Here is a 26,372-nt window from a genome sequence, read left to right as displayed (position 1 = left end):
TGGGGGACATTCAATTATGATGCTCAGATCAATGCTGACGGCTTCAACAGCCTTACATCAGCTTCAGCAGCAGATGGATACAGTCAGCAGCAACCTTTCAAACAGTGATACGACAGGCTATAAAGCGAGGGACTCCCGCTTTTCCGAGCTGATCAGACAGCAGTATGACCATATAGATGACAAAAAGGAAAATTCGCCGAACATGCGGAAAACGCCGCCCGGCCTGCGTCTCGGCGCCGGAACGGTGATGACTCCGCAGCTGGACTCAGGGCAGGGAAGCATCAAAAAAACCGACCGTGACCTTGATATCGCGTTCACATCACCTTATCAATATCTTCAGGCAGAAGCGGACGGACGGCGGGTGTATACAAGGGACGGCTCACTTTCCCTCAAGCCGGCCGGCGGAAATGACCGGCTGCTTCAGCTGATGACAGCGGGAGGCAATCCCATTCTCGATGAGAACGGTCAGCCCATACAAATTGACAGTTCGCTGACTCAGCTGAAAATCAGCAAAACCGGAACGCTGACTGCTTCAGACCAGGCGGGAACCCGTTCGCAGACGTTTAATCTCGGCATCGTCAATGTCAATAATCCTCAGGCGCTTCATGCGGAAGGGGATAATCTGTTTTCCGTAAACGGCGCGGGGGCTTCAGCGATTGAAGAACTTACCGGCGCAAACCGGCAGGCAATCGGCATGGAGCAGGGCGCGCTTGAAGGTTCAAATGTCGATATGTCAAAAGAAATGACCGGCTTAATCGTGTCTCAGCGTTCCTATCAGCTGAACAGCCGCACGATTACATTGGGAGACCAAATGCTGGGCTTAATCAACTCAGTCAGATAAAAGAAGGGGCGTTTTGATCAGCCGCGCATGATAAAAAATGCGGCTTTCTCAAAATCGCCCTTTTTTTTGTAGTAATCAGTAATATCCTGAAGCAGCACTTCCAAATCCACCCACGCTTCAATTTTCTGCAGCTCCAGCACGAGCTTCTGCAATCGGTCGTACGGGTCCTCCTGAGCGGTGTACAGTATGTTGAGCGCGGTCAGCTTCAATTTCATAATCTTGTTCTGCACTTTTTCAGATATGTATAAACCTTTCTGCAGCACGGTTTGTCCTTCGGCGGCAGATCCGGTTTTAAAAAGTGCTCTGACCGCTTCATACACACAATGAAGGTAGGAAACGGGAGACTCTTTCTCGAAACGCTGATTGCCCAATACCTTTTTGTAAAAAGGGAGGGCCTCTTTATCTTTTTTCTGGGCTGTCTTTAAAAAACCAAAATTATAATAGGCGTGGCACAGCAGGTTATTGTCATTGATCCGGTCCGTTATCTTTATGGATTCATTAAAGAGCTGTTCCGCGTCTTCATAGCGTGCCTCGTCTATGTAATTCACGGCGAGAAGCAGCCGGCAGCTGAGCGTTTTTTTGATGTAGCCGAATTCACCTTGATAGATTTCCAGCGCTTTATTGACATATTGAATGGAGAGCGCAGGCGACTTCATCATGTAATATGCACCCGCTGTTTTATAATAAAATTCAGCGGCTTCGAAACGGTCCTGAATGGCCGGCAGGTACTGTTCAGCTTCTTTAAAGCGGCAGACAGCACGGTTCGGAGCGCCATTCACCATATGGAATAACCCTTTGAAAAAATAGAAATAATAAGTTAATTCATGATCCATCTCATCTTTGCGCCGCTTCAGCTCGCAGAACAATTTAGTCAGACCGTCTTTTTTCTCAAACAGCAGCTGAAACCGTGCGAAAAACAGCTGATATCTGAGTTTGAGCTTTGCATTCTTTTGTAATTTGGGGAGATGCTGATTGATTTGTTCGTGAAGGGAACGGGCTAGATCGAATTGGCGTTTTCCCATGGCGTCATACCACTCATTCAGCATCACCAGCGTACGTTTTTCAGTAAACTTAGCAATCATCTTCCAACCTCTTTGCATAGGGTAAAAATCTTTATTTATCATAACACATTAATGGACGAGGCTCATTGCCAGCTGGTTACAGTTTACAGCGCGGTTGAAAAAGAAATTGATTCATAATATACTTCCAAATGTACAGATTGGTTGCCACATATGCCTTCTATACATACTATTGTCGATGAAGGAGATGTCAAGAGAATGCTTGATACTCAGCAAATTAAAGAAATTATTCCCCATCGCTATCCGTTTCTTCTGGTAGACAGAATTACGGAAGTCGAAGAAGGAAAACGGGCGGCGGGATATAAAAATGTGACGGCGAATGAAGATTTTTTCAACGGCCATTTTCCTGAATACCCTGTTATGCCGGGCGTATTAATCGTAGAGGCTTTGGCGCAGGTCGGAGCGGTTGCGATGCTGATTAAAGAAGAAAACCGGGGCAGACTCGCATTTTTTGCGGGGATTGATAACTGCCGTTTCAAAAAGCAGGTAAAACCGGGTGACAAGCTGGAGCTTGAGGTTGATATTACCCGCGCGCGCGGTACGATCGGACGCGGCAAAGGCGTTGCCAAAGTTGACGGCGAGCTCGTGTGTGAAGCTGAATTAACTTTTGCGCTCGGAGAATAAAAGCAAACAAATGGGCTTATAAAAAGCCCATTTTGTATAGAAAGGGGTGAATGTGATGTGGTCAGAATTTAAAAGCTTTGCGATGCGGGGCAATATCATGGATCTGGCTATCGGTGTCGTCATCGGCGGCGCTTTCGGCAAAATCGTGACGTCGCTCGTTGAAGACATCATCATGCCGCTTGTCGGCCTGCTTCTTGGCGGTCTTGACTTTTCAGGGCTGGCCGTGACATTCGGCGATGCTCATATCAAGTACGGAAGCTTCATTCAAACGATTGTGAACTTCTTCATTATTTCATTTTCTATTTTTATCGTGATTCGCACAATAGGCAAGCTGAGACGTAAAAAAGAAGCAGAAGAAGAGGCTGAAGAAGCAGAAGACACAGATCAGCAGACAGAACTGCTGACTGAAATCAGAGATCTGCTGAAACAGCGGGCTCCTCACAATGACTAGGGCACAAAAAAAGGCTGGATGATTAACGTCCGGCCTTTTTCATATGATTATAATTTTTGTTTAAACGCTTCAATCAGCCGGCTGCCCGAGTAGCCTTCTTTCACGAGCGACTCCAGAATGCTTTCTGATCCGGGGTGGTTTCTTGACACCATTTGACCGTAAATTAAAACTTGTATACTTCTTTCCAGCTCGACGATATTTTTGATGCTTCCCGTCAGCTGGGCGGGGCGGTTGCTTTTTTTCGTAATCGTTACAAACACCTTCGCTTCTTTCTGGCTTTTCATCAGCATGTCAAAAAAAGACAAGTGTTCGGCCGGGACCAGTGCTTCAATTAACCAATGATTTTCTCCGTCCTCTTTATTGATAATCAATCCGTCTAAAAGGGGAAACTGCTCAATCGGCTGATCGTCTTTATCTAAACGTTCCACATTCAGATCAACCAGTTTAAAGGTTTTCATCTCTTATTTTCACCCCTGTTGTCCATGTTTTTCGTTCATTTATTATAACACATATCATTTTTCCCGGGAAAATGCTGTAAGACATGCTTCATCATTTTTGTAGGCGGTCAACATTTAATCATTTCTATTTTTTCATTATAATGTAAAAGAATATGGTCATGGAGAGATGCTTATGAATCAATTGCGCCTGAAGGAAATCTATATAGAAGACGGTTCAAGGCGAAAAGACGATCATTCCTACTTGGTATGCAAAAAGGAAGATTGTGAGGTGCATCTTAACAGAAGGGGAAATGTCGTCTTTTTATATGAAACAAAAGACCGCATGGAACAGTATAAAATTCAGCTTTCACTGACTGATAAAAAGCTGAGTTTTTACTGGTTCGCATGGGACGGCGGAAAGTTTGTCCGCATGTTTGAGAAAGACTGGCTCAAAACGAAACTTTTCTCGCGGCTGCTCAAAAATACATATTACATAAGCGGTCAAAAACAAAAGTTTTTTTTATCAGAAAGAAAAACGAAAACATAAGAGCAGCCTGAACGAATAACGGCTTTATCCGCTTTTTGCTTTCACGAGCCCTTGTACTACAATGAAGCCAGCCTCGAAAAAGAGAGGAGGATACGGCTTGTTTAACCACGTTATGCTTGTCGGCCGGCTGACGAAAGACCCGGAGCTCCGTTTTACAGCAGCGGGCATTCCCGTCGCACATATTACGTTGGCGGTAAACCGCAATTTTAAAAGCGCGTCGGGTGAAACCGGAACCGACTTCGTCAACTGCACCATCTGGAGAAAAAACGCTGAAAACACGGCATTGTACTGCCAAAAAGGGTCAATGGTCGGTGTAAGCGGCAGAATCCAGACGAGAAGCTATGAAAAGACAGATGGCGTAAAAGTTTATGTGACCGAGGTCATGGCTGATACCGTTCGGTTTATGGATCAAAAACAGAAAGAGCCGCTGGCTGAATAGCATGTTTTTTCCTCGATTTCCCGCCTTTCAGCGGGCCCCGCAATACCTCCTTCCCACTCGCCAGTCGAAAGACTGGTTTTTTTGTGCGGGAGCTAAAAAATGGTTAAAAAGAAGTGATTTCGCTTATTAACACTTAAAAACATTGAATATATCGGGATAAAAACTTATAATTACTTACAGATAAGTGACGAAAAAGGGAATGAGGACGTGTATCAAGAAGAAAGACTGATTGCGATAATGGAATATTTGAAACAGCATCGGCGGATTACCGCTGAACAGATATGTTCGCTGCTTCATATTTCAAGAGATACCGCAAGAAGGGACCTTGTAAAGCTGAAAGAGCGCGGGGCCATTATCAGAACACGGGGCGGCGCGATTCTGCCGTCGGTGAATCAGGAAGTTCCGGGCTATTCGGGCCGGCTGAAAACCGTTTCTGAAGAGAAAAACAAAATCGGCAAGCTGGCCGCATCCCTGATCCATAAAGGAGACCGGATCATCCTGGACACTTCGACAACCGTGCAGGCCTGCGCGGAGCATTTAAATGTCACCGGCTGCACTGTTATTACAAATTCGATCAATCAGGCCGATATCCTTTCCGCAAAAGAGGGAATTGATATTCACCTGCTCGGCGGAAAGCTCCAGAAGGAACACCGGTTTTTATACGGGGCTTCCGTCGTAGAAAAACTGGGGGATTATCACGCCGATAAGGTGCTGATCGGCGTTGTCGGCATCTCGGAAAACGGCCTGACGATTCCGCATGAAGAAGACGGCATGGTAAAGCGTAAAATGATCCGACAGGCGGAACAGGTGATTGCGCTGAGCGATCACTCCAAGCTTGGCCGTACGAGTTTTTATCAGTATGCAGACCTGCACGAGGTTGACCTGCTGATTACCGATCAGCTGCCTGATCAGGATTTTTGCGATCTGCTCGACCGGCACGGCGTAGAATTGCTTGTAACTGAATCTGAAGAAGAGGATGAGGACATGTGAAACTGATTGCCATAGATCTGGACGGCACACTGCTGAACAGCAGTCATCAAGTAAGCGATGAAAATGAGCGGGCTTTAAGGGAAGCCCGGCAAGCGGGAATTGAAATCGTGGTTTCCACGGGACGCGCGCATTTTGACGTGCACTCCCTATTCGAACCGCTCGGCATAAAAACGTGGGTCATCAGCGCAAACGGAGCCGCCATTCATGCTCCTGACGGCAGCCTGTACCACTGTGATGCGATTGAAGAAACAAGAGCCCGCGGCATTTTGTCATGGCTTGAAGAGAATCAATATTACTATGAGGTGTTTACAAACAAAGCCATCTATACGCCTGAAACCGGCAGGCAGCTGCTCGATATCGAAATGGACCGGGTGAAAAGCGCCAATCCTGAAACCGATCTTTCCGTTTTGGAACAGGCGGCTTCAGTGCAATACAGCCAATCCGGCTTTGCTTACATTCATTCATACCGTGAGCTCTTTGAGAAAGAAGAGCATCTGGATTTTTATAATATTCTCGGATTTTCGTTTGATGAGCGGAAGCTGAAAGCGGGCTGGGATCGATTCAGCGGTCAGAAAGATCTCACCCTTGTCAGCTCTGCCGATCACAACTTCGAACTGGCGTCTCGAAACGCCTCTAAAGGGCAGGCGCTCAAACGGCTGGCGCAAAAGCTCGGCATTCCGATGGCTGAGACCGCCGCGGTCGGTGACAGCTTAAATGACTATTCAATGCTTCAGGCGGCCGGAAAAGGCATAGCGATGGGGAATGCGAGAGAAGATATTAAAGAGATTGCTGATGCCGTTACATTGACAAATGATCAAAACGGCGTTGCGCATATGATCAGGAATTTACTGTGAAAGGTATGGCGATACTGTTCATGACTGGCGTGACGCATTCATGGCAAATGCGGCGTAACAGTAAGGACGACATAAAAGACCGGCTCTTCTGAGAGAGCCGGCCTTTTTGCGTTTAATGTGATTGCGCCGATGCGCTGAGGGTGAATAGTTCTTCAAGCTCAGCGGATGACAGCTCGGTAATCCAATTTTCACTTTGGATAATCTGATCGTTCAGCGTTTGTTTCGTTTCAAGCATGGCATCAATTTTTTCTTCAATCGTTCCCGTCGTAATGAGTTTGTGAACATGGACGAACCGTTCCTGGCCGATTCGGTAGGCGCGGTCGGTCGCCTGGTTTTCCACCGCCGGATTCCACCATCTGTCATAGTGAATGACATGATTGGCAGCCGTCAGGTTCAGGCCGGTTCCGCCCGCTTTCAGTGACAAAATCAGCGTCGGGTATTCTTTCTTCTGGAACCGTTCGACGAGAGAATCGCGTTCCTGCTTGGATAGGCTTCCGTTTAAAAACTGAACCGGTTCTCCGAATGCTTTTTCCAGGAGGCGCTTCATCATGTTGCCCATCTGAATGTATTGGGTGAAAATGAGGCAGCTTTCCCCTTGTCCGCGGATCACCGCCATTAAATCAAGCAGCTTTTCCAGTTTGACGGATCTCCCGTTTAACAGCTCTGTCTGTTCTTCCTTCAAATAGAGCGCGGGATGGTCGCATATTTGCTTCAAGCGGCCGAGCATGCTCAGAATCAGCGCTTTCCGCTGCATCCCGGTCAGAGAAGCCATATGTTCAAATGTATCTTTGACAAGCTGTTCATAAAGGGATGCCTGTTCGGCTGAGAGCGGGATAAACTCTTTTTGTTCCAGCTTGTCAGGAAGATTAAGCGCCACTTCTTCATCCCGTTTTGTCCGGCGCAGTAAAAACGGCCGGATTAACTGCTGAAGCTGGTTGATTCTTTTTTCGTCACGGTCTTTCTCAATCGGCAGCACATAGCGTTTATGAAAGCCGGTCAGACTGCCGAGATAGCCTTTGTTCATAAAATCAAAGATCGACCAAAGCTCTGTCAGGCGGTTTTCCATCGGTGTTCCGCTCAGCGCGATATGATGGACGCCTTTCAGCTTTCTGATCGCGCGGGACTGCTTCGTATGCGCGTTTTTAATATTTTGCGCTTCATCAAGGCAGATGGTGCTCCATGTCACGGAAGAAAGTTCTTCCTGATCGGCGTGCGAGAGCCCGTAAGAAGTAAGAACGACGTCCGCGTCCTGATAGGCCGGGACAAATGCTTCTCCCTTCGGCCGGCGGGGACCGTAATGAAGCACGGCCTTCAGCTGCGGCGCGAAGGTCTGGAGCTCACGCTGCCAGTTGCCGAGCACCGATGTCGGCGCAATGATTAAGGCAGGCGCTTTTTGCCGGCCGCTTTCCTTCACATGGAGAAAATAAGCGATCATCTGAATCGTCTTTCCAAGTCCCATGTCATCTGCGAGACAGGCGCCGAAGCCGTTTTCCCGTAAAAACAGAAGCCAGTTCATGCCGTACATCTGATAAGGGCGGAGCTGGCCCTGAAACGCGGCGCTGACTTCATGCTCCGGCAGATCCCGGGCTTCCGTCAGTTTGCGGATCAGGCTTCTGAGCTGCTTTGATAATTCGATCTTGATCCCGGCAAATGCCGATGAGTCAATGATGTCCGTGTCCTCGGCTCCGTTTTCCCCGTGATCCATCAGTTCGCGCGCCAGCACGTCGGACATGTGGAGGCCCTCAGATTCCGCTTTTTCCATCAGTTTTTTCATCTGTTTAATAAATTGCGGATCAATTTTCACCCATTGGCCGCGGATGTTGACGAGACGTCTGTTGTTTGCGACGAGCTCATTGAATTCATCCTCTGTCAGCTCAATTCCGTTTGTGGCGAATCTCCAGTTGAAATCAAGCAGAGCGTTCATGCCGACGAAGGACTCGCCCCGCGGGGAGGATGACACTTTCGCCTTGAGCATCATATTGCTGTCCCGGACAATCTGCCACCATGATGGGAGAAGAATCTCCACACCCATATCGACAAGCGTCTCACTCGCTTCCGATAAGAAGATCCAAGCCTCTTCTTCAGAAATCAGCGTCGTTCCTGAATCAAACGAAAGCCAGGGAACCGTTCTGCGGAAGCGGTCCTGTTCGCGCGCGATTTTTCCGCTGTATCCCTGCCACGCTTTTTTCAGTCCCTTCAGTCCGTCAAAAAAGGTGATGGAGCCGGTTTTTTTCTCACGTAAAAACATTTCGATTTTCCAGTCGTCACCGTCGAAATCAGGCTCGTTTAATCGGAGCCCGACGGTAAACGGCGTCAGATCGTCATGCCAGCCGATTCCCTCGAGAAAATCATCTTCATCCAAAAAGGAGCCTTTAAACGTATGAACGGCCGGCGAGCGGGTTTCGATCTGCCGCCATTTTTCCAGCAGGTCATCATTGTACTGAATGTAGTCCTGGACCGCGGCTGAGAACCAGTCTGCCGTAAAGCCTTCCAGCAAAAGCTCGCGGTCTTTGAAACGCAGGACGCCATTTTGCCAAGCCTCATAATCCGGAAGAAAATCGCCGTCGGCAATAAATTCGTATATCGTCGAAGCCGCTTCGATTAACGGTTCCGTTTCCTTTGTCAGCTGCACGGTGCTGAATGAATTGAACGAGTTTTTTCCGAGCAGCTCGACGGTCATCCACGGGCTGAGCAGAACGGCCGGGGTGCCGATGAAGCTGACGTCTTCAAGAAACGTTCCGTAAAAGGTGGACTCATGCCATTGGAACAAATGAGTCTTCATCTGACTGAGAGTAAGCGGCTGCTCCTTCTCATCATGGCTTGACAGCGTAAATGTCCAATCTTCCATTTGTTCTACATGAATGAAAATTTCCTTAAGACTCGCCATCAATCAACTTTCCTTTCTGCAATTCTTCTTGAAGGGCGCGCAGCCTCTTGTAGCTTGCGCTCAGCCGGCTGATATACCGCTCCCATACCTGCTGTTTTTTTGCCTTTTTATAAAGCGTCCGCAGTTTTTTCAGATGGCGCGCAGCCTCTTTATAGGCGCTGCGGTTTTTTTGGTCGATAAAAAAGGCCGCCGCCCGGTGATAGGAGGGGATGAGCGCTTCCGGATCACTGGCGGCAATTTCCTTCAGGATGTCCTTTTCGATTTCCCAGACGGAAAAACCGACGAGGCTGTGAAGCTCCACCCACTCCGCGTACCGTCGCTTTTCATACAGGTACTGGCTGTATTCGGTAAAGGTATAGGGAAGGCAGCCGGAAGCAAACCGTTCAAACAGCTGATCATCCCGTGAGTGCCGCGCATAATCCGCCAATAGCGCAAACAGCTCTCCGATAATGTCGCGCATTTCTTTAAACGGCTTATCAAGCTTCGTATAGTTCACGGCAAGCGGCTCGATCCGGCCATACCATGCTTTCAGCCGTTTCCAGTCTTTTTTCGCGGTGAGTTCACCGAGCCATTGAAAGGTATACGGCAGCGCTTCAGGAGGGAAGCGGGACATATCTTGAAAGACCGCTTCATCATCTTTTTGCAAAAAGGCCAGATGAAGCCGTCCGAACCGCACTTCCGGCGAAAAACGCCGCCCGCTTTCCTGTGCGAGAATCTCCTGTTCACGCGCGACCCATTTCGGCCGGTTCAAAAGCGCGCTCCACATTTCACCGAATACCCGGAGGCGTTCGTATTGAAAAAGCTCTTCTTTCACAAGCAGTCTGCGGAGCACCGGGGGCGTCCGGTCTAAAAAAGGATCGAGTGAAAAAGACAAAGCGTACGTTTTCAGTCTGTCAATGGAGGAATAAATCGTATCCATCAGCTGTTCCACGTATGGATTGATGCTGTAATAATCTTTTTCGGCATCCAATCTGCCTGACTCAATCAAAGTGAACATGTGAAGCCAGACGGCAAGCGCCGAATGAATCTGATATAAGCTTTTAAGCTCGGGTTTTTTCGGGGCGTGTTTTTTGAGCGCTGACAGATAGCCGTAATAAAGGCCCTGCATCGTCTGGCTTCCGGCCGGCGTCCGCGCCTCCCACAGCGAGAATTCCGAATCAAAAAAAGCGAGCCAGCTTGACAGCGACTCTTCATTCGGCAGCACTTTTTCCTGAAACTGCCGGCGGACAAGCTCCCTGCTTTCCTCAAGCTTTTCTCTTTCCAGCCAATGTTCGGTAAAGGTACCGACCCGCTCGAATTGGGCATATACGTAAAGAAAAACGGCCAGCACGTGGCGGCAGATCGCCTCAGACGGGCATGCGCAGCCGCTTTTCACCATGAAAAATAAGTTCAGCGTGACCCTTACAGGCACAACATCCTGCACATATGCGGAAATCTCTGTCGGGGTTTGAACCTGTATACGATAGACGGAATCCTGCCGATATAAAATGAGTGCTTTCTTCATCAGCTGAACATTGTCTTCATTGTAAGGAAGAAGTTCTTTAAGCTGTTCAGCCGCTGCGAGCACATCTTCTTTAGCAATCATATCCTGAAGCATGATTATCGCTCCTAACGAGTCACAAAATAAAAAGATTCCAATTCCTCTATTATATCGCAACACATGGCCCGGAAAAAGTTTTTCCTAAAAAAGGACATAAAAACCCGAATGTGTCGAATGATGTATTAGAGATTGCAAAACAGCACCCGACAGCATATAATAATCTTGTTTTCAATTTAATGGAAGCCGAAAGGAAACGAATGATGAAGAAAACGAAGTTAGATCAAGAGGAGTTTCTGAAGATTTTAATGCATGCGCACGACATTGGTGAGCAGTCCTCTGAGATGACCACAAAAGAAATGCTTGAGAATTTGATTTCTTATATTAAAAATGGATATGCAACATAAAATCCCGCAGGCTCTTGGCCGCGGGATTTTTTAATCTTCCTGTGACACCAGTATTTAAAGCGCTTACAAAAATAAAACAGATTGAAGTGATTGTCTATTTTTGTCGAATTTTGTCATTTGAAAAGGTTAGAAATGACAGTTTAAAGCTGTATAATCGTAATTGGAAAAGATCATTGGAGGGAATGGGAATACGCGGAAAGTGATATGGAGGTTATATGGGAGAATCTACAAGCATAAAGGAAATATTCGCAATACTGAGAAAGCGTCTGCTGTTTATACTTATTATTACCGCGGCGGCAACTGCCGCAGGCGGACTCATCAGTTTCTTCGCTCTTACGCCGGTCTATGAAAACTCAACTCAAATTTTGGTCAGCCAATCCAAAAACAATCAAAAAGAAGTCCAATTCAATGACGTTCAAACCAACCTCCAATTAATCAACACGTATAATGTCATCATCAAAAGTCCGGTCATCCTCGATGAGGTGATTAAACAGCTGCATCTGTCCATGACTTCGAAAGAGCTGGAATCGAAAATCACGGTGTCCAGCGAGCAGGATTCACAAGTCGTGACGATTGCCGTGCGGGATACGGATGCTAAGCGGGCGGCCGTTATGGCAAATGCGGTTGCAGCCGTTTTTCAGGACAAGATCACCGCCATTATGAACGTGGATAATGTCAGCATCCTTTCAAAGGCCGAAGCGGCGGACAGCCAGTCACCGGCAGAGCCTAACCGTAAGCTGAACATCGCGATTGCGTTTGCCGCCGGACTTTTGGGCGGAATCGGTCTCGCCTTTTTGCTGGAACATCTGGATAATACGATCAAATCGGAAGAACAGCTGGAATCGCTGCTTGGCATCCCGATCCTGGGAACGGTTACTTCAATCAGTACTAAAGACAGCGTTGCCAAAAACTTGAGGATGGCGGAAACCAAACAAGCGGGGGGCGGACATGTTGACGCGTAAAAAAGACAAACCCGGAAAACGAAGCGTGATTGCGATGTCTGAGCCGAAATCCATCAACTCAGAACAATATCGCACGATCCGCACAAACATTGAATTTTCTTCCGTTGATACGGAGGTGAAGTCCCTTTTGATCACATCCGCCGGTCCGGAAGAAGGAAAATCGACAACCGCGGCCAACCTTGCCGTCGTATTTGCACAGCAGGGGAAAAAAGTGCTTTTAATTGATGCGGATCTGCGCAAACCGACGGTTCATTTCACCTTCAAATTGGACAACGGAACCGGATTAACGTCGCTGCTGTTAAAACAGATGCCGTTTCAGAATGCCGTCCTGCCGGCTGATGAAGCAAACCTGGATATTTTAACGAGCGGTCCGATCCCGCCCAATCCGGCGGAGCTTTTATCGACGGGTGCCATGAAAGATCTTCTGTCAGAAGCCGGCGCAGTTTATGATAAGGTGATTTTGGATACGCCTCCCGTTTTGGCCGTAGCCGATACGAAAATATTAGGCAGCTACACTGACGGGGCCATTATGGTGATCTCAAGCGGGAAAACGGACAAGGAAAAAGCGGCCAAGGCGAAAGAAGCGCTCGATTACTGCCCGTGCAAGCTCCTTGGGGCCGTGATGAACGGGAAGAAACAAACGAAACATTCGGACTACGCCTATTACGGACAATAATGTCATAATGGGCGCGGTCCATTCTTTTTAAGGAGGGATTGAAATATGATAGATATCCATTGTCACATCCTTCCTTCCATAGACGACGGCGCGGCGGATGATACAGAAAGCCTGAAGATGGCGAGAGAAGCGGTCAGACAGGGGATTGATACGATCATCGCGACGCCGCATCATGTGAAATACCGCTATGACACGGACCGGCATACGGTCAACGAAGCGGTCAGTCTGTTAAACAAACGTTTGAATAAGGAAGGCATTCCGCTGACTGTTCTGCCCGGCCAGGAAATCAGAACAGACGGAGATCTGCTGGCAGGTCTTCAAAGCGGCTCGCTTGTCCCGCTCCATGATACAAAGTATGTGCTGGCGGAATTTCCGGCGGATCATGTCCCGGCCTACGCTGAAAGGCTGTTTTATGAACTGCAGCTGAACGGATATGTTCCCGTCATCGCCCATCCGGAGCGGAACAGGGAAATTCGCGAAAACCCTTCCGTTCTATACAATCTTGTGAAGAAAGGCGCGGCCGCCCAAGTGACGGCCGGCTGCATTGCCGGAGCATTCGGGCGGAAAGCGAAATCCTTTTCGCTGCAGCTGATGGAAGCGAATTTGATCCACTTTCTCGCATCTGACGCCCATAATCTCGGACCGAGAAATTTTTATTATCAGGAGGCGCTCGGCGTTCTGAAAAAAGAAGCAGGGGCGGAGCTGATTTACATGCTCACGGAAAATGCGGCGCTTCTCGCTGAAAACAAAGCCGTTTATAAGGAACCTCCGCTGCCTGTGGCCCGCCGTAAGCGCTGGGGTCTTTTTTAATCGTCGTCTCCATCCCGTTTAAATGAAGCGTAAGCGGCTGTTTTGCAAGATGATTCTTTTATGCTTATGCTATTATCAGCGGCCGGCGCCGTTTTTTCCTATCATGACCTCAGGCTTCCGGCATTCAGCCGGCGCCGGGATCATATGATAATAACGGTAAGCTGCCCAGCAGCAATTTCTAAACGGTTGGGGGAACACGATGAAAATAACAGTGATCGGAACAGGCTACGTCGGTCTTGTGACAGGAGTGTCTCTTTCAGAAATCGGCCATGACGTAACATGCATAGATATTGACGAACGTAAGGTTGAGCAGATGAGAAAGGGATTGTCCCCTATCTTTGAACCGGGCCTTGAAGATATGATGAAACGAAATATCGGCCGGCATCGGCTGGCATTCGAAACGAGCTACGAAAAAGGGCTTGCGGAAGCGGACGTTATTTTTATAGCGGTCGGAACGCCGCAAAAAGAAGACGGGCACGCAAACCTTACTTATATTGAAAATGTCGCCGAACGGATTGCCGAACATATTTCTAAAGATGCGATCGTCGTGACAAAAAGCACGGTTCCCGTGGGAACGAATGACAGGATCAGAGAAGTTATTCATTCACGGCTGAAAGCGGACGTGAACATTTCAATCGCCTCGAATCCGGAATTTCTCCGTGAAGGTTCGGCGATTCACGATACCTTTCACGGCGACCGCATCGTGATCGGGGCTGAAGACCGGCAGACGCGGGAAACGCTTGACCGGGTTTTCGCGCCGCTTGCGATTCCGGTATATCATACGGACATCAGAAGCGCTGAGATGATCAAATATGCGTCAAACGCATTTTTAGCGGCAAAAATCAGTTTTATTAATGAAATTTCTCATATATGTGAAAAAGTCGGTGCGGATGTGGAATCAGTCGCACACGGAATGGGATTGGATAAACGGATCGGCAATCAATTCTTAAGAGCCGGCATCGGTTACGGCGGTTCCTGTTTTCCGAAGGATACAAACGCCCTCGTGCAGATCGCGGGACATGTGGAGCATGATTTTGAATTGCTGAAGTCCGTCATTAAAGTCAACAATAACCAGCAGTCCATGCTGGTTGATAAAGTGCTGAACAGGCTCGGCGGTGTGACGGGGAAGACCATCGCGTTATTAGGGCTGTCTTTTAAGCCGAATACAGATGATATGCGGGATGCCCCGTCCATTGTCATTGCGGATCGTCTGGCGGCTCTTGACGCCCGGATGACAGCGTACGATCCGATCGCTTCATTCCGGGCTTCCGGACTGCTTCCGGCTGCGGTTTCCTATCGGGAGTCCATAGAAGAAGCCGTCAGGGGAGCGGATGCCGTCCTGATTCTGACAGATTGGGAACAAATTAAACACTTCCCGCTTGAAGCGTACAAAGAGCTGATGGAAACCCCGGTTATTTTCGACGGGAGAAACTGCCACTCGCTTGAGGAAGCGGAACAGGCGGGCGTGGAATATATCTCAATCGGAAGAAGAGCCGTCGTGCCTCAGACTGATTCTGTCACTTGAAAGGCCGGCGGACCGCGCCGGCCTTTTATCATACAATCATTAGAGACGAAGGGGATATTAATCGTGGAAAACACATGGAAATTGCCGAAGCAAATGGAATCATCCCGCGGTCTGCTGGAAACGTCAGCACGGCCTTTTATCAAACTGCACGTCAAAAAAGCTGAAACGGGACGGTATGACAGTAAAATTGCAGGAGACCCCTATTTTCCGAAACATGAACCATATCCTAAAGATGAAAGCGGCAGGCCGATGAAGCTTCTCGCTCAAATCAATTTTGCGGATATGCCCGGACTCCCTGATTTTCCGGACACCGGCATTCTTCAGTTTTACATATCGGTCAGTGATGACGTATACGGTCTGAATTTTGACGACGGGTGCGCGCAAACGGGTTTCTGCGTCAAATATTTTGAACATGTGACAGCAGAAGAAGCGGAGCTCATGGATGATTTTTCTTTCGTTCAGGTTGAAGAGGAGTACGATTTTCCGATTCAATCAGAAGCGCTGATCACCCCTGAGCTGTCTGCTGAATGGGTGCTCCCGTCTGATTTTCAATTCAGGCAGTATGCCGGGATGGATGCCTTTGACTATTTCGAGCAGTTTGACGATGAGGTGTATGACGAATATACGGCGAACGCATTCGGCCATAAAATCGGCGGCTATGCGTCCTTCACCCAGGAAGATCCGCGGTCTTACTCCCATCAAAACCATACGATTCTGCTTTTGCAAATTGATTCAGATGATGACATTGATTCGATGTGGGGAGATGTGGGAATCGCCAATTTCTTTATCAGACCGGAAGATTTGAAGAAAAAAGATTTCTCAAACGTTTTGTACAACTGGGACTGCAGTTAACGACAGTATGATGATCATGATACAAGGCAAAGGAGACGGTTAATCACTGTCTCCTTTTTTTAGGGAATTTATCATGGATACATAGAGGAGATCGATGAATGGATATGCCGTTTATGTGAGTCTTTTGGCGTTAATGATGAGCATCTCGGCTGTTGAAAATAAGCCATTTAACCTATTTAAGCTGCTTTCTGTCTATTTTAAAATATAATATATGGAAATATAGTATGGAAAAGTCTGTGCTTTTTGTACGACTTTTTGCGTAAGACGAGGTGAAAACAGATGAGCCATTCAAGCACATTAAGCCATATTAACAGCACGATCAGCCATAAACTGGGCGAGGTTGAACACCAAATTGATAAATTAAAAGAAGCGAAAAGAGAGATAGAATCTCTGCAGGAAGAGGGCGTATCTGAAATCAGGGACATCCTGAGGCCGCACCTGGACCATCATTGGACCGGCACTTTTGCTGAAGAATTTGATGACCGGCGCGATCAGGCCCATACAGAAGCATACAGAATCGTCACAGACAAATACGACGGTTATATTTACCGAATCGGCTTAAAGATGACACAGCTTGAAATTGAAAAAGGAGGGCTCCTTGCCGCCAGAAGCATCGCGAGAGAGGCAGAGCACCTGCTGACGCTGGGAGAAGAAGCCCTTGACACGGTCGGAGAAAAAATACAATCAATCAAAAAAAGCTGGAGTTGGTTTTAATGGCAGAAATAAAACTCAAATACGGAGCTGTCATGAAGCAGCTTGAATCCGTCAGCAGCGCTTTGGAGGCCGTTTCGATCGGGAACGCCGGTTCAAACGGAAAAAACAAGCTCGACTATACCTCCAAGTACCAATCCCGCGAGGCAAAGCTTGTATCGATGATCAGCGAATACAAGCAGGCCGTTCATAAGAATATCGCGGACGTTAAAGACAACGTAGATTCTTTGAAAGAACAGGACGAGGCGATCGCCGTAAAATAACGAAAGAAAGGACTTGCCGATGAGCAAAGTGTTTGAATCACAATCGTTAACGGACGAAGCAGATAAGAGAAAGAAACAATACGAAGCCCTTGAAGAGCAGCTGCGTGCGCTCAAACAAGCCTTTCAAGGCATGGCTGATCTGGGTGATGCTTTGAAAGGGAAAGGCGCAGACAATATAAAAGATTTTTTTCAGGGACAAGCGGAAATCGCCGACAGCTGGCTGACGCTTGTCTCTGCTCAAATTGCGTTTTTAAATGGCATTTCAGGTGACATTAAAGATCAAGAACTCAGCGATACATATGCGGAGACTTCATTTTTGGAGCATGAGCTGCCCAACGCGGATTTGAAAGCTTCAGAGATTGTCTCCGCTCATAAAGCAGAAATCGATTCAATTTTGTCAGGCATCAGCGATATTATTCATCTCGACACATATACGCTGGATGATTACGCTGATAAAATGGGCGATGCCCAAAAAACCAGACGCGACACGATCACGGCAGTCGATACGCTTGATGAATCCCTGACCGCTGAATATCAAAACTTAGAATCTCTGGACAACGCAGTGCTCAGCAAATATTCTGTTCTCATGCAGGCCACCAGCAACGGGAAAAGCGCATCCCCTATGTACTATGACAAAAAAGCCTTCCACAGCAATGAAATCTACAAAAGCGTCACGGCGACAGAAAAACAGGGAACGGACTATATTGACGCAAAAGCCCAGCAGGCCGAAGCAAGACGGCTTCAGGAAAAGGCTGAAGAAGAAGCCAATAAACCATGGTACGAAAAAACATGGGACGGCATCTGCAACTTTACCGGCGAAGTCACCGGCTATTATGATTATAAAAGAGCAGCCGAAGGCGTTGATCCGGTGACCGGAGAAAAGCTCTCCACCGCAGAACGCGTCACAGCAGGAGCGATGGCCGCCGCCGGATTCATACCGGTCGTCGGCTGGGCGGGCCGCGCTTTCAAAGGCGGAAAAGCCATTTACAAAACCGGAAAAACCGTCATTGCCGCAGAACATGCTTTAGATGCCTATAAAACCGGAAAATCCTTAGACATTCTCAAAATGACAGAAATGGGCGCATACGGCCTTGTCGCCTCAAACGGATTCTCAGAAGCCGTCACAGGAAGGGATATGTTCGGAAACAAAGTGTCCGAGGAGAAGCGGAAGCAAGGGGCACTGGAAGCTGCGCTGAGTTTGGTTGGAGCGGGCAGTCTGGCCAAATCGGTTGATCATAGTGTATCAATGTATCGAAATATGGATAAAGGTTCGACAGTTAAAGTGAAACTATCAGATATACGACATGTCGTGAATCCGACCCATGTGAAAAAAGTAGCTCATCAAACCTATCAATCAGTTAAAAAACGATCTTTATCGGTGATAGAATCAGCTGGTGAAACCGTACGTTTTGCGAAACAGCTGATGGGAACATTCCGAAATCCAGCATACGCATATGCTAAAAGCAGCCACTATACCGAGAATTTGATTAATAAAGAAGCTGTCAAGAAAGTCGCACAGTATCCAGTTAATTACCTAAAACAAGTTGCTAAAGACCATATTCACTATATTACACAAACAGGGAAGGTATTCTATGATGCCTCGTCGAAAGTGTTTCGCACAAGCGATGGAAAATTTGCGAAAAAACCGAAAGCAGATCATGTAGAAGAGCCTAAGGTGCTGAAAGTTGAGAGGCAAAAAACAGACGTTCATAGTGAAGGCACTAAAGCTACTGGTGAACTAAATAAAGACTTAGCGAAAGCATATCTCAGAGATATAGAAGCCAAAACTGGACGAAAGGTTTGTAAAGAGCAGATCGACCATATAAAAGAAGCTTTAAGAAATAATAACTATGAGAAATTAACACCAAAAGAAACAGCTAAGCATAGGAGCAAATTCACATCAAGTTTGAAAGATAGATTGATTGCAGAATGGGAAGAAAAAACCAATCAAAAGTGGCCTAGATATACAGAAGAGGTTTTTGATAAGCATGGAGAAGTTGCCCGAAGTATTGGTCAACCGTACGATGCCCATCATATCATAGAGAACAACTTTGGTGGCCCTCACGAATGGTGGAATATTCATCCGGCAAAATATCCGGATGAACACCAAGCGGGTATACATGGAAAGGGAGCACCATCAGGAAAACTTTTCCAAAGGAGGTAAAAATAGTTTATGGCTGAATTTGAATTTATAAATCATTTAGAAAATAAAACATATAAGGTACCTGAAGAGGATATATTAAAAGCTGAACAAAGAATGAAAGTAGATATTCCAAATGATTTAAAACAATTATACTTAGAAGTCGGTTATGGTTTTATTAAAGGTGAAAGTGATAATGCAATTAATAGGATATTGGGGCCAGGGGCAGTAGCCGACATTAGACTAAGAGAAGGAATTTTTGAGTTTGACCCAGATTTAGATGAACTTTATGATGATGAAAATAAACTTATTTTTTTTGAAGTAAACGAGGGTGTTTATATTTCTATAGATTTACAATTAGAAAACAATCCAATATTTTATTTTGACACTCAAATAGCTGAATCGTTAGAGGATTTTTTAAAAAAGTTCCTCAATGATAACGAATATTATATTGATTTAATATAGGATTAGACTTAAAAATGGGATAGTTAGAAGAATTAATTGACCTTGATTGGCTAGTGAAGCCTTTCAAGGTTTTTTACAAATGAATTGTTATTTTCTGTTTAAAATGACTTAAATGTCTGTTGGGCTATGAACCCCGTCACAGGAGAAAAACTCTCCCACTCAAAGGAGGTAAATAATTGTGAAATATGATTTTATTAAAAATTACAAAGAAAATACATTTTATCCAGTAAGCGAGAATGAAATTTTAGAAGTAGAAAATAAGTTAGGATTAAGGTTACCTTATGATTTGAGACAGTTTCTTCTTGAGGTTGGATACGGCTTTCTGAAAAAATCAGAATATAATATTAATCGCATTCTTGGACCTGCTTCAATTAGAGATGCAAGATTAAAAGTTAATGACTTTGAGTTTTATCCAGATATAGAAGTTTATGAGGAACTTGAAGAAGATAAATTAATTTTTTTTGAAGCAAATGAAAGTGCTTTATTGTTAATTGCATTAGGCAATGAACAAAACAATTCAATATATTACGATGATATAAAAATTGCAGATTCATTAGAAGAGTTTTTAATAGAACTTATGAAAAATGATAAATATTATCTTGATTTAATTGAGGATTAGACTTATAAGAGGGAATGGTTAGAAAAATTAATTAAACTTGATGGCTGCTGAAGCCTTTCAAGGTTTTTTCATAGGTGAATTGTTGTTTTCTGTTTTGTAAATTCTGAATAATTTATTTGGCTTTAGGCTGCGTTCCGGTTACCGGAGAGTTGGTAACCCTACGGTTGTACTTAGGAAAGGTGTATAAAGTAATGAAATACGGACATTATCATAATCAGGTAAAAGAAGTTATTGATTTTTCCAAAACCTTTAAAGCAGTTGCATCACATGATATCTCTTATTTTACTAAAATTATTAATGATGAAGAAAAAGCTAAGTACTATGCTTACGAAGATGTAATTGGTGAAGATGAATATGCATGGAAAGATATAAAAGAAAACGAGATGAGTGAGGTATGGGGAAAATTTTATGAATTAAACGATGATCAAAAACCACAAAACCTAGACATGCTTCTGAAAATTTTTTCGGAAAATGTCAGAAGTACTACGACTGAATTTAATACTTTTCTTGAAGAGATCGTAGCAGATCTAAATAATTGTGCAATAAATAGAGCAGTAAACGGGAAAACAGACAATTTTTTTGAAAAACTTTTCAAAATTTATAAAGCGGGCTATTTTCCATGTGGCTGGGATGGAGATTATCCTTATGGAAGTTTTATTGCGTTGTATATCGAAATGAAGAATTTGAACTGAAAAGACGATTTTAGAAATGAAAATGAGGAAAACCAATGAAATGAAAATACATCAAATTCACGAATTTGATCTAAATGATGAATCGGATTTTATTCAAACACAACAATCCCTAATACATAGAATCAACCTATCCCCCGTCATCCATCCAGACTCCGTCAACACCTGCGCAGGCGTCGACCTCGCTTATTGGGATCAGGACGGGGAACCGTACGGCGTATGCAGTATCATCGTGATTGACGCTGATACAAAAGAAGTGATTGAAAAAGTGCACAGCATGGGGAAAATCAGCGTGCCGTATGTTTCCGGTTTTCTTGCGTTTCGCGAGCTGCCGCTGATCATCGAAGCGGCCGAAAAGCTGGAGGCGGAGCCGGATGTGTTTTTGTTTGATGGCAACGGGTATCTGCATTACAATCATATGGGCGTTGCCACCCATGCGGCTTTTTTTCTGGGTAAGCCGACGATTGGGATAGCGAAAACCTATCTCAAAATCAAAGGCTGCGATTTTGAGATGCCCGAAAATGAAGTCGGCGCCTACACCGATATTCTCATTGACGGCGAGGTATATGGCCGGGCGCTGCGGACACGGCGGGACGTGAAGCCTATCTTCTTGTCTTGCGGACATAACATTGATTTAGAAAGCAGCTATCAGGTCACAATGAAAATGATCAATCGAGAAAGCAGGCTGCCGATCCCTGTCCGTCTGGCTGACCTTGAAACGCATGTTTTGCGAACGTTTTATCGGAAAAATCACGTGTAACACTTGCAGTCCGGCAGGCTGCAAATGTTTTTTATTGATCAGGCCATCTGGGAGGATGACAGGAACCACATGTAAGAAGCATAGACGAAGAAACAGTTATCTATATCGAACAACATATCGGGACTGAAACAAAAAGCACCTGTCCAGGTGCTTTTCTTTATAAATGAGGAACCACAAGACCTCCATACAAAAACGCCGCGATAATCAGGAAGGCCGGATGCATCTTAAATTTTGTCAAGGCAAGGAGGGAAATCCCAGCAATCACTATCGCTTGAACCCAGCCGATCGCTTTGATGCCGTCTGCGCCGATTTGCCAGGTAAGAATGAGCATCATGACGGCGATGACAGGCTGGACGGACAGCGTCATGCCTTTGATGACGGGGGATTGGCGGAAGCGCTGAATGATGCGCAAGAGGACGATCAATGCGAGCGCCGACGGTACGACGGTGGCGATCAGCGCAATCAGGAACCCGGGCCACCCGCCTGCGCTGTAGCCGACATACGCCGCGATTTTGGTTGCGATCGGGCCCGGCAATGCGTTCGCAAGCGCGAGCATATTTGAGAATTGATCGTTTGAGAGCCAGCTGTATCTGTTGACGACTTCTTCAAACATCAGCGGGATCGACGCCGGTCCGCCGCCATATCCGAGCACGTTTGCGACAAAAAACGCCATAAATACATAAATCATGATCATGAGGCCGACATTCCTTTATCTTTTGAACGTTTATTTGTGATTTTATCTTTCAATTTAAAATGAAACGCGCCGTACGCTAAGAAAATGATAATGACAAAGCCGGGATTGATCTGCAGCGTTTGCAGGCCGATAAAAGCGATGATAAAAAATAGGATGCCCGTGACCCAGCCGAAACCTTTAAGCGCTTTTTGGCCAAACTCGTACGCCATAATGCCGAGCATGACGGCGATTACCGGCGTGACGGCGCCAATCATGCCGGCAACAATTGCTGAGTGGCTTAAGACATTGACAGCCGCAAACAAGCCTACCATAGCAAGACATGTAGGCAGAATATGGGCAAGGGTTGCCACGATTGCGCCTAACGTGCCTTTCAGCTTAAAGCCCAGATACGCAGCCATTTTTGTGGCAATCGGTCCGGGAAGCGCATTAGCGATTGCTAATATTTCTCCGAATTCATCATCATCTATCCATTTGTATTTATTGACGGCTTCATGGCGGATGAGCGGGATCACCGACGGGCCGCCCCCGAATCCGAAAATGCCCGTTCGGACCATCGCCGCCGTAATGTCCCAATAGGGATGTTTCATGGCTATGTCCTCCTTACAGCTTCATGCCCGTTCTGCTTTTATACCGTTTAATCAGCATTTGGCAGTCGACGCTGACGACGCCTTTTTGCGTATAGAGCCGTTTTGTCAAAAACTCTTCCATCTCCTGATCATTTGCGAAAATGCCGTGCATATGGAGCTTGCTCGGTCCGGTCATATGATAAAGGCTTGTCACGGCCGGCTCCTTTTCAAGCTTTAATGCGGTTTCCTCCAAATACTGCGGCTCCACCTCCACATTAAAAAACACGGACACATGGCGGCCGATTTTCGCCGGGTTGATGACAGCGGTGAATTTTTCAATCACGCCGGCATCCAGTAAATGCTGAATGCGGTGCTGAACCGCCACTCGCGACAGGTTAACCCGTTTTCCTACGTCTGTATAGGAAATCCTCCCTTCCTCGTGCAAAATCGAAAGAATCTGTTTATCCGTTTCATCAAGGACAAGATTCGGAATGCTGTATTCATGTTCCAACCCGCTTCACCTTCCTTCATTTGGTAGACATTATTGTATCATGAAACGTTACGGTATGAAGGTATAAATTTTTTATTGTTTTCGATACGTAATGATTTAGAATTATTTCTTATCGAAAAGTAAATAGTGTGTGAGATTTTCTTTCAGGAATGTGGATGGCCGCGAAGCCGCTTTTTATAATTGAGAAAATTTGTAAAGGGGCTTGCCATGAATACTTCAACCATCGGAACGAAACAAATGGTCGTCAGTCCGCATTATCTCGCTTCTCAGGCGGGGGCCGGCATTCTGGAAAAGGGCGGAAACGCGTTTGACGCGGCAGTGGCGGTCAGCGCCTGTCTGGCAGTCGTGTATCCGCATATGACGGGCCTTGGCGGGGATTCATTTTGGCTCACTTACCATAAAGAAACGGGACGAATCAAAGCTTATAACGGGAGCGGCCGTTCAGGGAAGCATGTGACGAGAGACTTGTATCGGGGCAGAGAAGCGATCCCTCTGCGCGGGACAGAAAGCGCCATTACCGTTCCGGGAATGGCGGACAGCTGGGATGCCGTGCTTTCGGCGTACGGGCGTCTTTCGCTCGCTGAGGTGCTGAAGCCAGCTCTTGATTATGCGGCAAACGGATTTCCGGTGTCCGCCGACCAATGCGCCCACACAGAACGCAATCTCGCTCTTTTAGCCTCGACGCCTTACACCTCGGCCATTTTTACGAGAAACAAAAAAGCGCCCATGCCCGGTGAACGGTTTGTCCAAAAGGATCTGGCGGCCAGCTTGAAGCAGCTTGCCGAGAAAGGCAGAAGCGCTTTTTATGAAGGAGACCTCGCTCAACGCATCACATCCTTTCTGCAAAACAACGGCAGCCGTCTGACACTTGATGACTTTAAAGCCCACCGCGGCGAGTGGACGAACCCGGTATCCTCCGATTACCGCGGGTGCAAAATCTATCAGGCTCCGCCGAATTCACAGGGCTTTACAGGCTTAATGACGCTCAATATATTGGAAAACTATGATTTTTCTCAGATCGAACACGGTTCCTTTGACTATTATCATCTGCTGATCGAGGCGCTGAAGAAGAGTTTTCAGCACCGGAATGAAGTGCTGACTGATCCGGCATTTTCTCATATTCCGCTGGATCGGCTGCTTGATAAACGGTATGCAAAGCAGCTTGCGGAAGAAATCGGTAACGTGGCTGCGCCGGCGGTAAGCCGGCCGGTCGGAAGCGACACAGCTTATGCCGCCGTCGCCGATGCGGAAGGAAATGCCGTTTCCTTTATTCAGAGCCTCTATTTCGAGTTCGGATCTGCCGTTACAGCGGGGGAGACGGGTATTCTGCTGCAAAACCGAGGGTCATTTTTTTCGCTGGACGAATCCCATGTCAATACACTTGAACCCGGCAAGCGGACGTTCCACACTCTCATGCCGGCGATGGCCTGTAAAGAAGGAAAGCCGCACATCCTGTACGGAACCCAGGGAGGAGAAGGCCAGCCGCAAACTCAGACAGCGATGATTACGCGCATCATTGATTACAAAATGGACCCCCAGCAGGCGATCAATGAGCCTCGCTGGGTCTGGGGACGGACATGGGGAGAGGAGTATGAAGGGCTGAGGGTTGAAAGCAGAATCAGCCCTGAAACGAGAGAAGCCCTAAGGCAGAGCGGCCACCGCGTCGAGACCGTTGGTGATTTTGACGGGCTTATGGGCCATGCGGCAGCGATCGTCATTGATGAAGAAGGCTTTCTCCAAGGCGGGGCCGACCCGCGCGGCGACGGAGCGGCCGCAGGAGTATAGAGCTACGCTAACTGATGAAAAAAATAAGCACGCCAAGCGCGGCAGAAAGACCCGCGTAAAACGAATCGTACACATATTGCTTTTCCTCCCGCCGGTGCCGCCATTCCATTAAGCCGCTGCAGAAAAATAGCATGAAAACAACTCCCGCAAATACGTACATTTCATTGAAAAAATTCACCGCTGCGATGCCCGTAATAAGCAGTGTGATTTCGATTAATCGATGTGTGCCGTTTATCGGCTTCTGCTTTTTAACAGGCTTTGGCAAATTGAGAACTTTGACGGCAAATACTTGAAACATAAGGCTGAGCAAAATAAATACGGCTGAAAAAATCAGTAACTGAATGAAATCCATCGTCTGCCTCCTAAAAATGTGTCACTCGTTTCATACGAGTGAGGGCCTTGTAAGTTTCGGCATTCTATAAGACATTAGGCTGAGTTACATGGTAAAAGGCTCAAAAAGACCCCTTTCGAAAGGGGTCTTTTTGACTAGTTTCTTCTATTATAATGGTTCCTGCTTCAGGTCGGGCGGACAAGTGTATATGTCTTCCCGAGTCTGGCGTATTCATTCCCCGCGAGCCTTGCCGCAGGCTTCAGCTCATCTGTCCGTATGTAGCCTTTATCGGCGTCATATACTTGGTCATTCAAATGAAAACAAACGACTCTGCCGATGATGAGGTCTGTCGTCGTTTCTCCGCTGTCATTTTGGAACGGAAGATGGCGTTCGAGTATACATTCAAACCTGACTTTTGCTTCTTTTATACCGGGAACGCTGATGCAAGCGCTGTCTGTCACAGAAAGGTCTGTCATGTCAAGTTCACTGACATCAGGATCAAGCCTTGCCGCCGTTTTGTTAATGTCTTCAATAATGGACTCATCACTGACGTGCACCACGAATTCCCGATGAGCGAGTGCGTTTCTCGCGGTGTCTTTCTGCCGACCGTCCGCGCGGCTGACTGAGATGGCCAGAAGCGGCGGTTCTGCGGAGACAACGTTATAGAAACTGAAGGGCGCCGCGTTTACGGCGCCGTTGATGGATGACCGCGTCGTGACAAATGCGATCGGCCGGGGAACGACTGTGCCCGAAAGCAATTTGTAAGTGTCTTTTGCGTTCAGTTCGTCTGCTCGTAAGATATGCATGATTTCGGCCGCCTTTCTTTATCGTATGACCTGATTATACAGAAAGAAAATTCGGAAACACAACAAAAGAAAACCGGCTGCATATCTTATCACGTGGCATATATCTGATTGAGG

At 46.7% G+C, this 26,372-nt stretch carries 30 protein-coding genes; 21 read left to right on the top strand and 9 right to left on the bottom strand.

Translation table 11 applies throughout. The features are described from left to right. The first annotated feature begins 19 nt into the window (after positions 1-19). Positions 20-841, top strand: coding sequence for a flagellar hook-basal body protein (locus NYE36_RS18515; protein WP_012118640.1), 822 nt, complete (start codon positions 20-22; stop codon positions 839-841). 17 nt (positions 842-858) lie between these two features. Here NYE36_RS18515 and NYE36_RS18510 read toward each other — a convergent pair whose 3' ends face one another. Then, entirely contained in the window at positions 859-1,923 is a 1,065-nt protein-coding gene (locus NYE36_RS18510) for a tetratricopeptide repeat protein (RefSeq protein WP_094032552.1), read from the bottom strand. A gap of 195 nt (positions 1,924-2,118) precedes the next feature. Between NYE36_RS18510 and fabZ the strand changes: the two genes are divergently transcribed. Together fabZ and mscL are read left to right on the top strand one after the other, a co-directional pair. Continuing rightward, positions 2,119-2,544 carry a 3-hydroxyacyl-ACP dehydratase FabZ gene (gene fabZ / locus NYE36_RS18505; RefSeq protein WP_003151242.1) on the top strand — a complete coding sequence of 142 codons (426 nt, stop codon included), beginning with the start codon at positions 2,119-2,121 and terminating at the stop codon, positions 2,542-2,544. Between the two features lie 55 nt (positions 2,545-2,599). Further along, entirely contained in the window at positions 2,600-2,995 is a 396-nt protein-coding gene (gene mscL, locus NYE36_RS18500) for a large conductance mechanosensitive channel protein MscL (protein ID WP_015418395.1), read from the top strand. A 47-nt stretch (positions 2,996-3,042) separates the two neighbouring features. Here the strand turns inward: mscL and NYE36_RS18495 are convergent, their stop codons facing one another. Then, positions 3,043-3,453, bottom strand: coding sequence for a YwpF-like family protein (locus tag NYE36_RS18495; RefSeq protein WP_012118638.1), 411 nt, complete (start codon positions 3,451-3,453; stop codon positions 3,043-3,045). A gap of 172 nt (positions 3,454-3,625) precedes the next feature. Here NYE36_RS18495 and NYE36_RS18490 point away from each other — a divergent pair, with 172 nt between their 5' ends. The 4 genes from NYE36_RS18490 to NYE36_RS18475 all read left to right on the top strand — a co-directional run bounded on the left by NYE36_RS18490 (position 3,626) and on the right by NYE36_RS18475 (position 6,262). Then, positions 3,626-3,979, top strand: a complete 354-nt coding sequence (locus NYE36_RS18490; protein ID WP_003151247.1) for a hypothetical protein — start codon at positions 3,626-3,628, stop codon at positions 3,977-3,979. A gap of 97 nt (positions 3,980-4,076) precedes the next feature. Beyond that, positions 4,077-4,418, top strand: a complete 342-nt coding sequence (ssb, locus tag NYE36_RS18485) for a single-stranded DNA-binding protein (RefSeq protein ID WP_012118637.1) — start codon at positions 4,077-4,079, stop codon at positions 4,416-4,418. A gap of 207 nt (positions 4,419-4,625) precedes the next feature. Continuing rightward, positions 4,626-5,408 carry a DeoR/GlpR family DNA-binding transcription regulator gene (locus tag NYE36_RS18480; RefSeq protein ID WP_015418394.1) on the top strand — a complete coding sequence of 261 codons (783 nt, stop codon included), beginning with the start codon at positions 4,626-4,628 and terminating at the stop codon, positions 5,406-5,408. Further along, positions 5,405-6,262: a Cof-type HAD-IIB family hydrolase gene (locus tag NYE36_RS18475; protein ID WP_053573987.1), complete on the top strand. Its 858-nt coding sequence runs from the start codon at positions 5,405-5,407 to the stop codon at positions 6,260-6,262. Before NYE36_RS18480 ends, NYE36_RS18475 begins: the two co-directional genes overlap by 4 nt. Before the next feature lie 112 nt (positions 6,263-6,374). On the opposite strand, the gene NYE36_RS18470 is transcribed toward NYE36_RS18475, so the two are convergent. Continuing rightward, positions 6,375-9,149, bottom strand: coding sequence for a DEAD/DEAH box helicase (locus NYE36_RS18470; protein WP_094032551.1), 2,775 nt, complete (start codon positions 9,147-9,149; stop codon positions 6,375-6,377). Then, complete coding sequence (locus NYE36_RS18465; RefSeq protein WP_199022212.1) at positions 9,136-10,746, bottom strand: SWIM zinc finger family protein; 1,611 nt, start codon at positions 10,744-10,746, stop codon at positions 9,136-9,138. The genes NYE36_RS18470 and NYE36_RS18465 overlap by 14 nt, the downstream gene beginning before the upstream one ends. Before the next feature lie 203 nt (positions 10,747-10,949). On the opposite strand from NYE36_RS18465, the gene NYE36_RS18460 reads away from it, so the two are divergent. The 13 genes from NYE36_RS18460 to NYE36_RS18400 all read left to right on the top strand — a co-directional run bounded on the left by NYE36_RS18460 (position 10,950) and on the right by NYE36_RS18400 (position 21,565). Then, positions 10,950-11,093, top strand: coding sequence for a hypothetical protein (locus NYE36_RS18460; protein WP_003151259.1), 144 nt, complete (start codon positions 10,950-10,952; stop codon positions 11,091-11,093). A gap of 215 nt (positions 11,094-11,308) precedes the next feature. Next, positions 11,309-12,055, top strand: a complete 747-nt coding sequence (locus NYE36_RS18455) for a Wzz/FepE/Etk N-terminal domain-containing protein (protein ID WP_015418390.1) — start codon at positions 11,309-11,311, stop codon at positions 12,053-12,055. Then, a complete protein-coding gene (locus tag NYE36_RS18450; protein ID WP_033574411.1) occupies positions 12,042-12,731 on the top strand; it encodes a CpsD/CapB family tyrosine-protein kinase in 690 nt (229 codons plus the stop codon). Before NYE36_RS18455 ends, NYE36_RS18450 begins: the two co-directional genes overlap by 14 nt. Before the next feature lie 45 nt (positions 12,732-12,776). Continuing rightward, positions 12,777-13,541, top strand: a complete 765-nt coding sequence (locus NYE36_RS18445; protein WP_033574412.1) for a CpsB/CapC family capsule biosynthesis tyrosine phosphatase — start codon at positions 12,777-12,779, stop codon at positions 13,539-13,541. 199 nt (positions 13,542-13,740) lie between these two features. Continuing rightward, complete coding sequence (locus tag NYE36_RS18440; RefSeq protein ID WP_014419067.1) at positions 13,741-15,066, top strand: UDP-glucose/GDP-mannose dehydrogenase family protein; 1,326 nt, start codon at positions 13,741-13,743, stop codon at positions 15,064-15,066. A 63-nt stretch (positions 15,067-15,129) separates the two neighbouring features. Then, entirely contained in the window at positions 15,130-15,918 is a 789-nt protein-coding gene (locus NYE36_RS18435) for a YwqG family protein (RefSeq protein ID WP_015418386.1), read from the top strand. A gap of 279 nt (positions 15,919-16,197) precedes the next feature. Further along, positions 16,198-16,632, top strand: coding sequence for a DUF5082 family protein (locus NYE36_RS18430; RefSeq protein ID WP_015418385.1), 435 nt, complete (start codon positions 16,198-16,200; stop codon positions 16,630-16,632). Continuing rightward, positions 16,632-16,892, top strand: a complete 261-nt coding sequence (locus NYE36_RS18425) for a YwqI/YxiC family protein (protein ID WP_007614257.1) — start codon at positions 16,632-16,634, stop codon at positions 16,890-16,892. The genes NYE36_RS18430 and NYE36_RS18425 overlap by 1 nt, the downstream gene beginning before the upstream one ends. A 19-nt stretch (positions 16,893-16,911) precedes the next feature. Beyond that, entirely contained in the window at positions 16,912-19,056 is a 2,145-nt protein-coding gene (locus tag NYE36_RS18420; RefSeq protein ID WP_076982874.1) for a T7SS effector LXG polymorphic toxin, read from the top strand. Positions 19,057-19,065: 9 nt separating this feature from the next. Next, the gene (locus tag NYE36_RS18415) at positions 19,066-19,497 is read left to right on the top strand and encodes an SMI1/KNR4 family protein (protein ID WP_061860937.1); all 432 of its coding nucleotides are present in this window, start codon (positions 19,066-19,068) and stop codon (positions 19,495-19,497) included. Positions 19,498-19,675: 178 nt separating this feature from the next. After that, positions 19,676-20,116, top strand: a complete 441-nt coding sequence (locus NYE36_RS18410) for an SMI1/KNR4 family protein (protein WP_061860936.1) — start codon at positions 19,676-19,678, stop codon at positions 20,114-20,116. Positions 20,117-20,307: 191 nt separating this feature from the next. Continuing rightward, complete coding sequence (locus NYE36_RS18405; RefSeq protein WP_061860935.1) at positions 20,308-20,808, top strand: hypothetical protein; 501 nt, start codon at positions 20,308-20,310, stop codon at positions 20,806-20,808. Between the two features lie 40 nt (positions 20,809-20,848). Then, positions 20,849-21,565: an endonuclease V gene (locus NYE36_RS18400; RefSeq protein WP_113766492.1), complete on the top strand. Its 717-nt coding sequence runs from the start codon at positions 20,849-20,851 to the stop codon at positions 21,563-21,565. Positions 21,566-21,722: 157 nt separating this feature from the next. Here the strand turns inward: NYE36_RS18400 and chrA are convergent, their stop codons facing one another. Genes chrA through NYE36_RS18385 form a run of 3 tightly spaced genes read right to left on the bottom strand, consistent with a single transcriptional unit; the run spans position 21,723 to position 23,336 of the window. Continuing rightward, positions 21,723-22,259 carry a chromate resistance efflux protein ChrA gene (gene chrA, locus NYE36_RS18395; protein WP_015418373.1) on the bottom strand — a complete coding sequence of 179 codons (537 nt, stop codon included), beginning with the start codon at positions 22,257-22,259 and terminating at the stop codon, positions 21,723-21,725. Then, a complete protein-coding gene (chrB, locus tag NYE36_RS18390; RefSeq protein WP_015418372.1) occupies positions 22,256-22,846 on the bottom strand; it encodes a chromate efflux transporter subunit ChrB in 591 nt (196 codons plus the stop codon). Before chrB ends, chrA begins: the two co-directional genes overlap by 4 nt. A gap of 13 nt (positions 22,847-22,859) precedes the next feature. Beyond that, positions 22,860-23,336, bottom strand: a complete 477-nt coding sequence (locus NYE36_RS18385) for an Lrp/AsnC family transcriptional regulator (RefSeq protein WP_007407537.1) — start codon at positions 23,334-23,336, stop codon at positions 22,860-22,862. A gap of 207 nt (positions 23,337-23,543) precedes the next feature. Between NYE36_RS18385 and ggt the strand changes: the two genes are divergently transcribed. Then, entirely contained in the window at positions 23,544-25,121 is a 1,578-nt protein-coding gene (gene ggt / locus NYE36_RS18380; RefSeq protein ID WP_199022208.1) for a gamma-glutamyltransferase, read from the top strand. 7 nt (positions 25,122-25,128) lie between these two features. Here ggt and NYE36_RS18375 read toward each other — a convergent pair whose 3' ends face one another. Next, on the bottom strand, positions 25,129-25,473 hold the full coding sequence (locus NYE36_RS18375; RefSeq protein ID WP_199022207.1) for a DUF4181 domain-containing protein: 345 nt from the start codon (positions 25,471-25,473) through the stop codon (positions 25,129-25,131). Between the two features lie 164 nt (positions 25,474-25,637). Next, entirely contained in the window at positions 25,638-26,258 is a 621-nt protein-coding gene (locus tag NYE36_RS18370; RefSeq protein ID WP_033574416.1) for a flavin reductase family protein, read from the bottom strand. Positions 26,259-26,372 lie beyond the last annotated feature (114 nt).

Origin of the sequence: Bacillus sp. FSL R5-0593 (genome assembly GCF_038603755.1) — a bacterium.
In the GTDB taxonomy this organism is placed as follows: Bacteria; Bacillota; Bacilli; order Bacillales; family Bacillaceae; genus Bacillus; species Bacillus velezensis.
The sequence above is the reverse complement of the archived record's forward strand: the minus strand, read 5'-3'. Positions and strand labels throughout refer to the sequence as shown.

Excerpts from the sequence above, each read along its gene's own strand:
- NYE36_RS18515 (WP_012118640.1), top strand. The coding sequence starts at position 20 with ATGCTCAGATCAATGCTGACGGCTTCAACAGCCTTACATCAGCTTCAG.
- NYE36_RS18510 (WP_094032552.1), bottom strand. The coding sequence starts at position 1,923 with ATGATTGCTAAGTTTACTGAAAAACGTACGCTGGTGATGCTGAATGAG.
- fabZ (WP_003151242.1), top strand. The coding sequence starts at position 2,119 with ATGCTTGATACTCAGCAAATTAAAGAAATTATTCCCCATCGCTATCCG.
- mscL (WP_015418395.1), top strand. The coding sequence starts at position 2,600 with ATGTGGTCAGAATTTAAAAGCTTTGCGATGCGGGGCAATATCATGGAT.
- NYE36_RS18495 (WP_012118638.1), bottom strand. The coding sequence starts at position 3,453 with ATGAAAACCTTTAAACTGGTTGATCTGAATGTGGAACGTTTAGATAAA.
- NYE36_RS18490 (WP_003151247.1), top strand. The coding sequence starts at position 3,626 with ATGAATCAATTGCGCCTGAAGGAAATCTATATAGAAGACGGTTCAAGG.
- NYE36_RS18470 (WP_094032551.1), bottom strand. The coding sequence starts at position 9,149 with ATGGCGAGTCTTAAGGAAATTTTCATTCATGTAGAACAAATGGAAGAT.
- NYE36_RS18465 (WP_199022212.1), bottom strand. The coding sequence starts at position 10,746 with ATGCTTCAGGATATGATTGCTAAAGAAGATGTGCTCGCAGCGGCTGAA.
- NYE36_RS18460 (WP_003151259.1), top strand. The coding sequence starts at position 10,950 with ATGAAGAAAACGAAGTTAGATCAAGAGGAGTTTCTGAAGATTTTAATG.
- NYE36_RS18455 (WP_015418390.1), top strand. The coding sequence starts at position 11,309 with ATGGGAGAATCTACAAGCATAAAGGAAATATTCGCAATACTGAGAAAG.
- NYE36_RS18450 (WP_033574411.1), top strand. The coding sequence starts at position 12,042 with ATGTTGACGCGTAAAAAAGACAAACCCGGAAAACGAAGCGTGATTGCG.
- NYE36_RS18445 (WP_033574412.1), top strand. The coding sequence starts at position 12,777 with ATGATAGATATCCATTGTCACATCCTTCCTTCCATAGACGACGGCGCG.
- NYE36_RS18440 (WP_014419067.1), top strand. The coding sequence starts at position 13,741 with ATGAAAATAACAGTGATCGGAACAGGCTACGTCGGTCTTGTGACAGGA.
- NYE36_RS18430 (WP_015418385.1), top strand. The coding sequence starts at position 16,198 with ATGAGCCATTCAAGCACATTAAGCCATATTAACAGCACGATCAGCCAT.
- NYE36_RS18425 (WP_007614257.1), top strand. The coding sequence starts at position 16,632 with ATGGCAGAAATAAAACTCAAATACGGAGCTGTCATGAAGCAGCTTGAA.
- NYE36_RS18420 (WP_076982874.1), top strand. The coding sequence starts at position 16,912 with ATGAGCAAAGTGTTTGAATCACAATCGTTAACGGACGAAGCAGATAAG.
- NYE36_RS18415 (WP_061860937.1), top strand. The coding sequence starts at position 19,066 with ATGGCTGAATTTGAATTTATAAATCATTTAGAAAATAAAACATATAAG.
- NYE36_RS18405 (WP_061860935.1), top strand. The coding sequence starts at position 20,308 with ATGAAATACGGACATTATCATAATCAGGTAAAAGAAGTTATTGATTTT.
- NYE36_RS18400 (WP_113766492.1), top strand. The coding sequence starts at position 20,849 with ATGAAAATACATCAAATTCACGAATTTGATCTAAATGATGAATCGGAT.
- chrA (WP_015418373.1), bottom strand. The coding sequence starts at position 22,259 with ATGATCATGATTTATGTATTTATGGCGTTTTTTGTCGCAAACGTGCTC.
- chrB (WP_015418372.1), bottom strand. The coding sequence starts at position 22,846 with ATGAAACATCCCTATTGGGACATTACGGCGGCGATGGTCCGAACGGGC.
- ggt (WP_199022208.1), top strand. The coding sequence starts at position 23,544 with ATGAATACTTCAACCATCGGAACGAAACAAATGGTCGTCAGTCCGCAT.
- NYE36_RS18375 (WP_199022207.1), bottom strand. The coding sequence starts at position 25,473 with ATGGATTTCATTCAGTTACTGATTTTTTCAGCCGTATTTATTTTGCTC.
- NYE36_RS18370 (WP_033574416.1), bottom strand. The coding sequence starts at position 26,258 with ATGCATATCTTACGAGCAGACGAACTGAACGCAAAAGACACTTACAAA.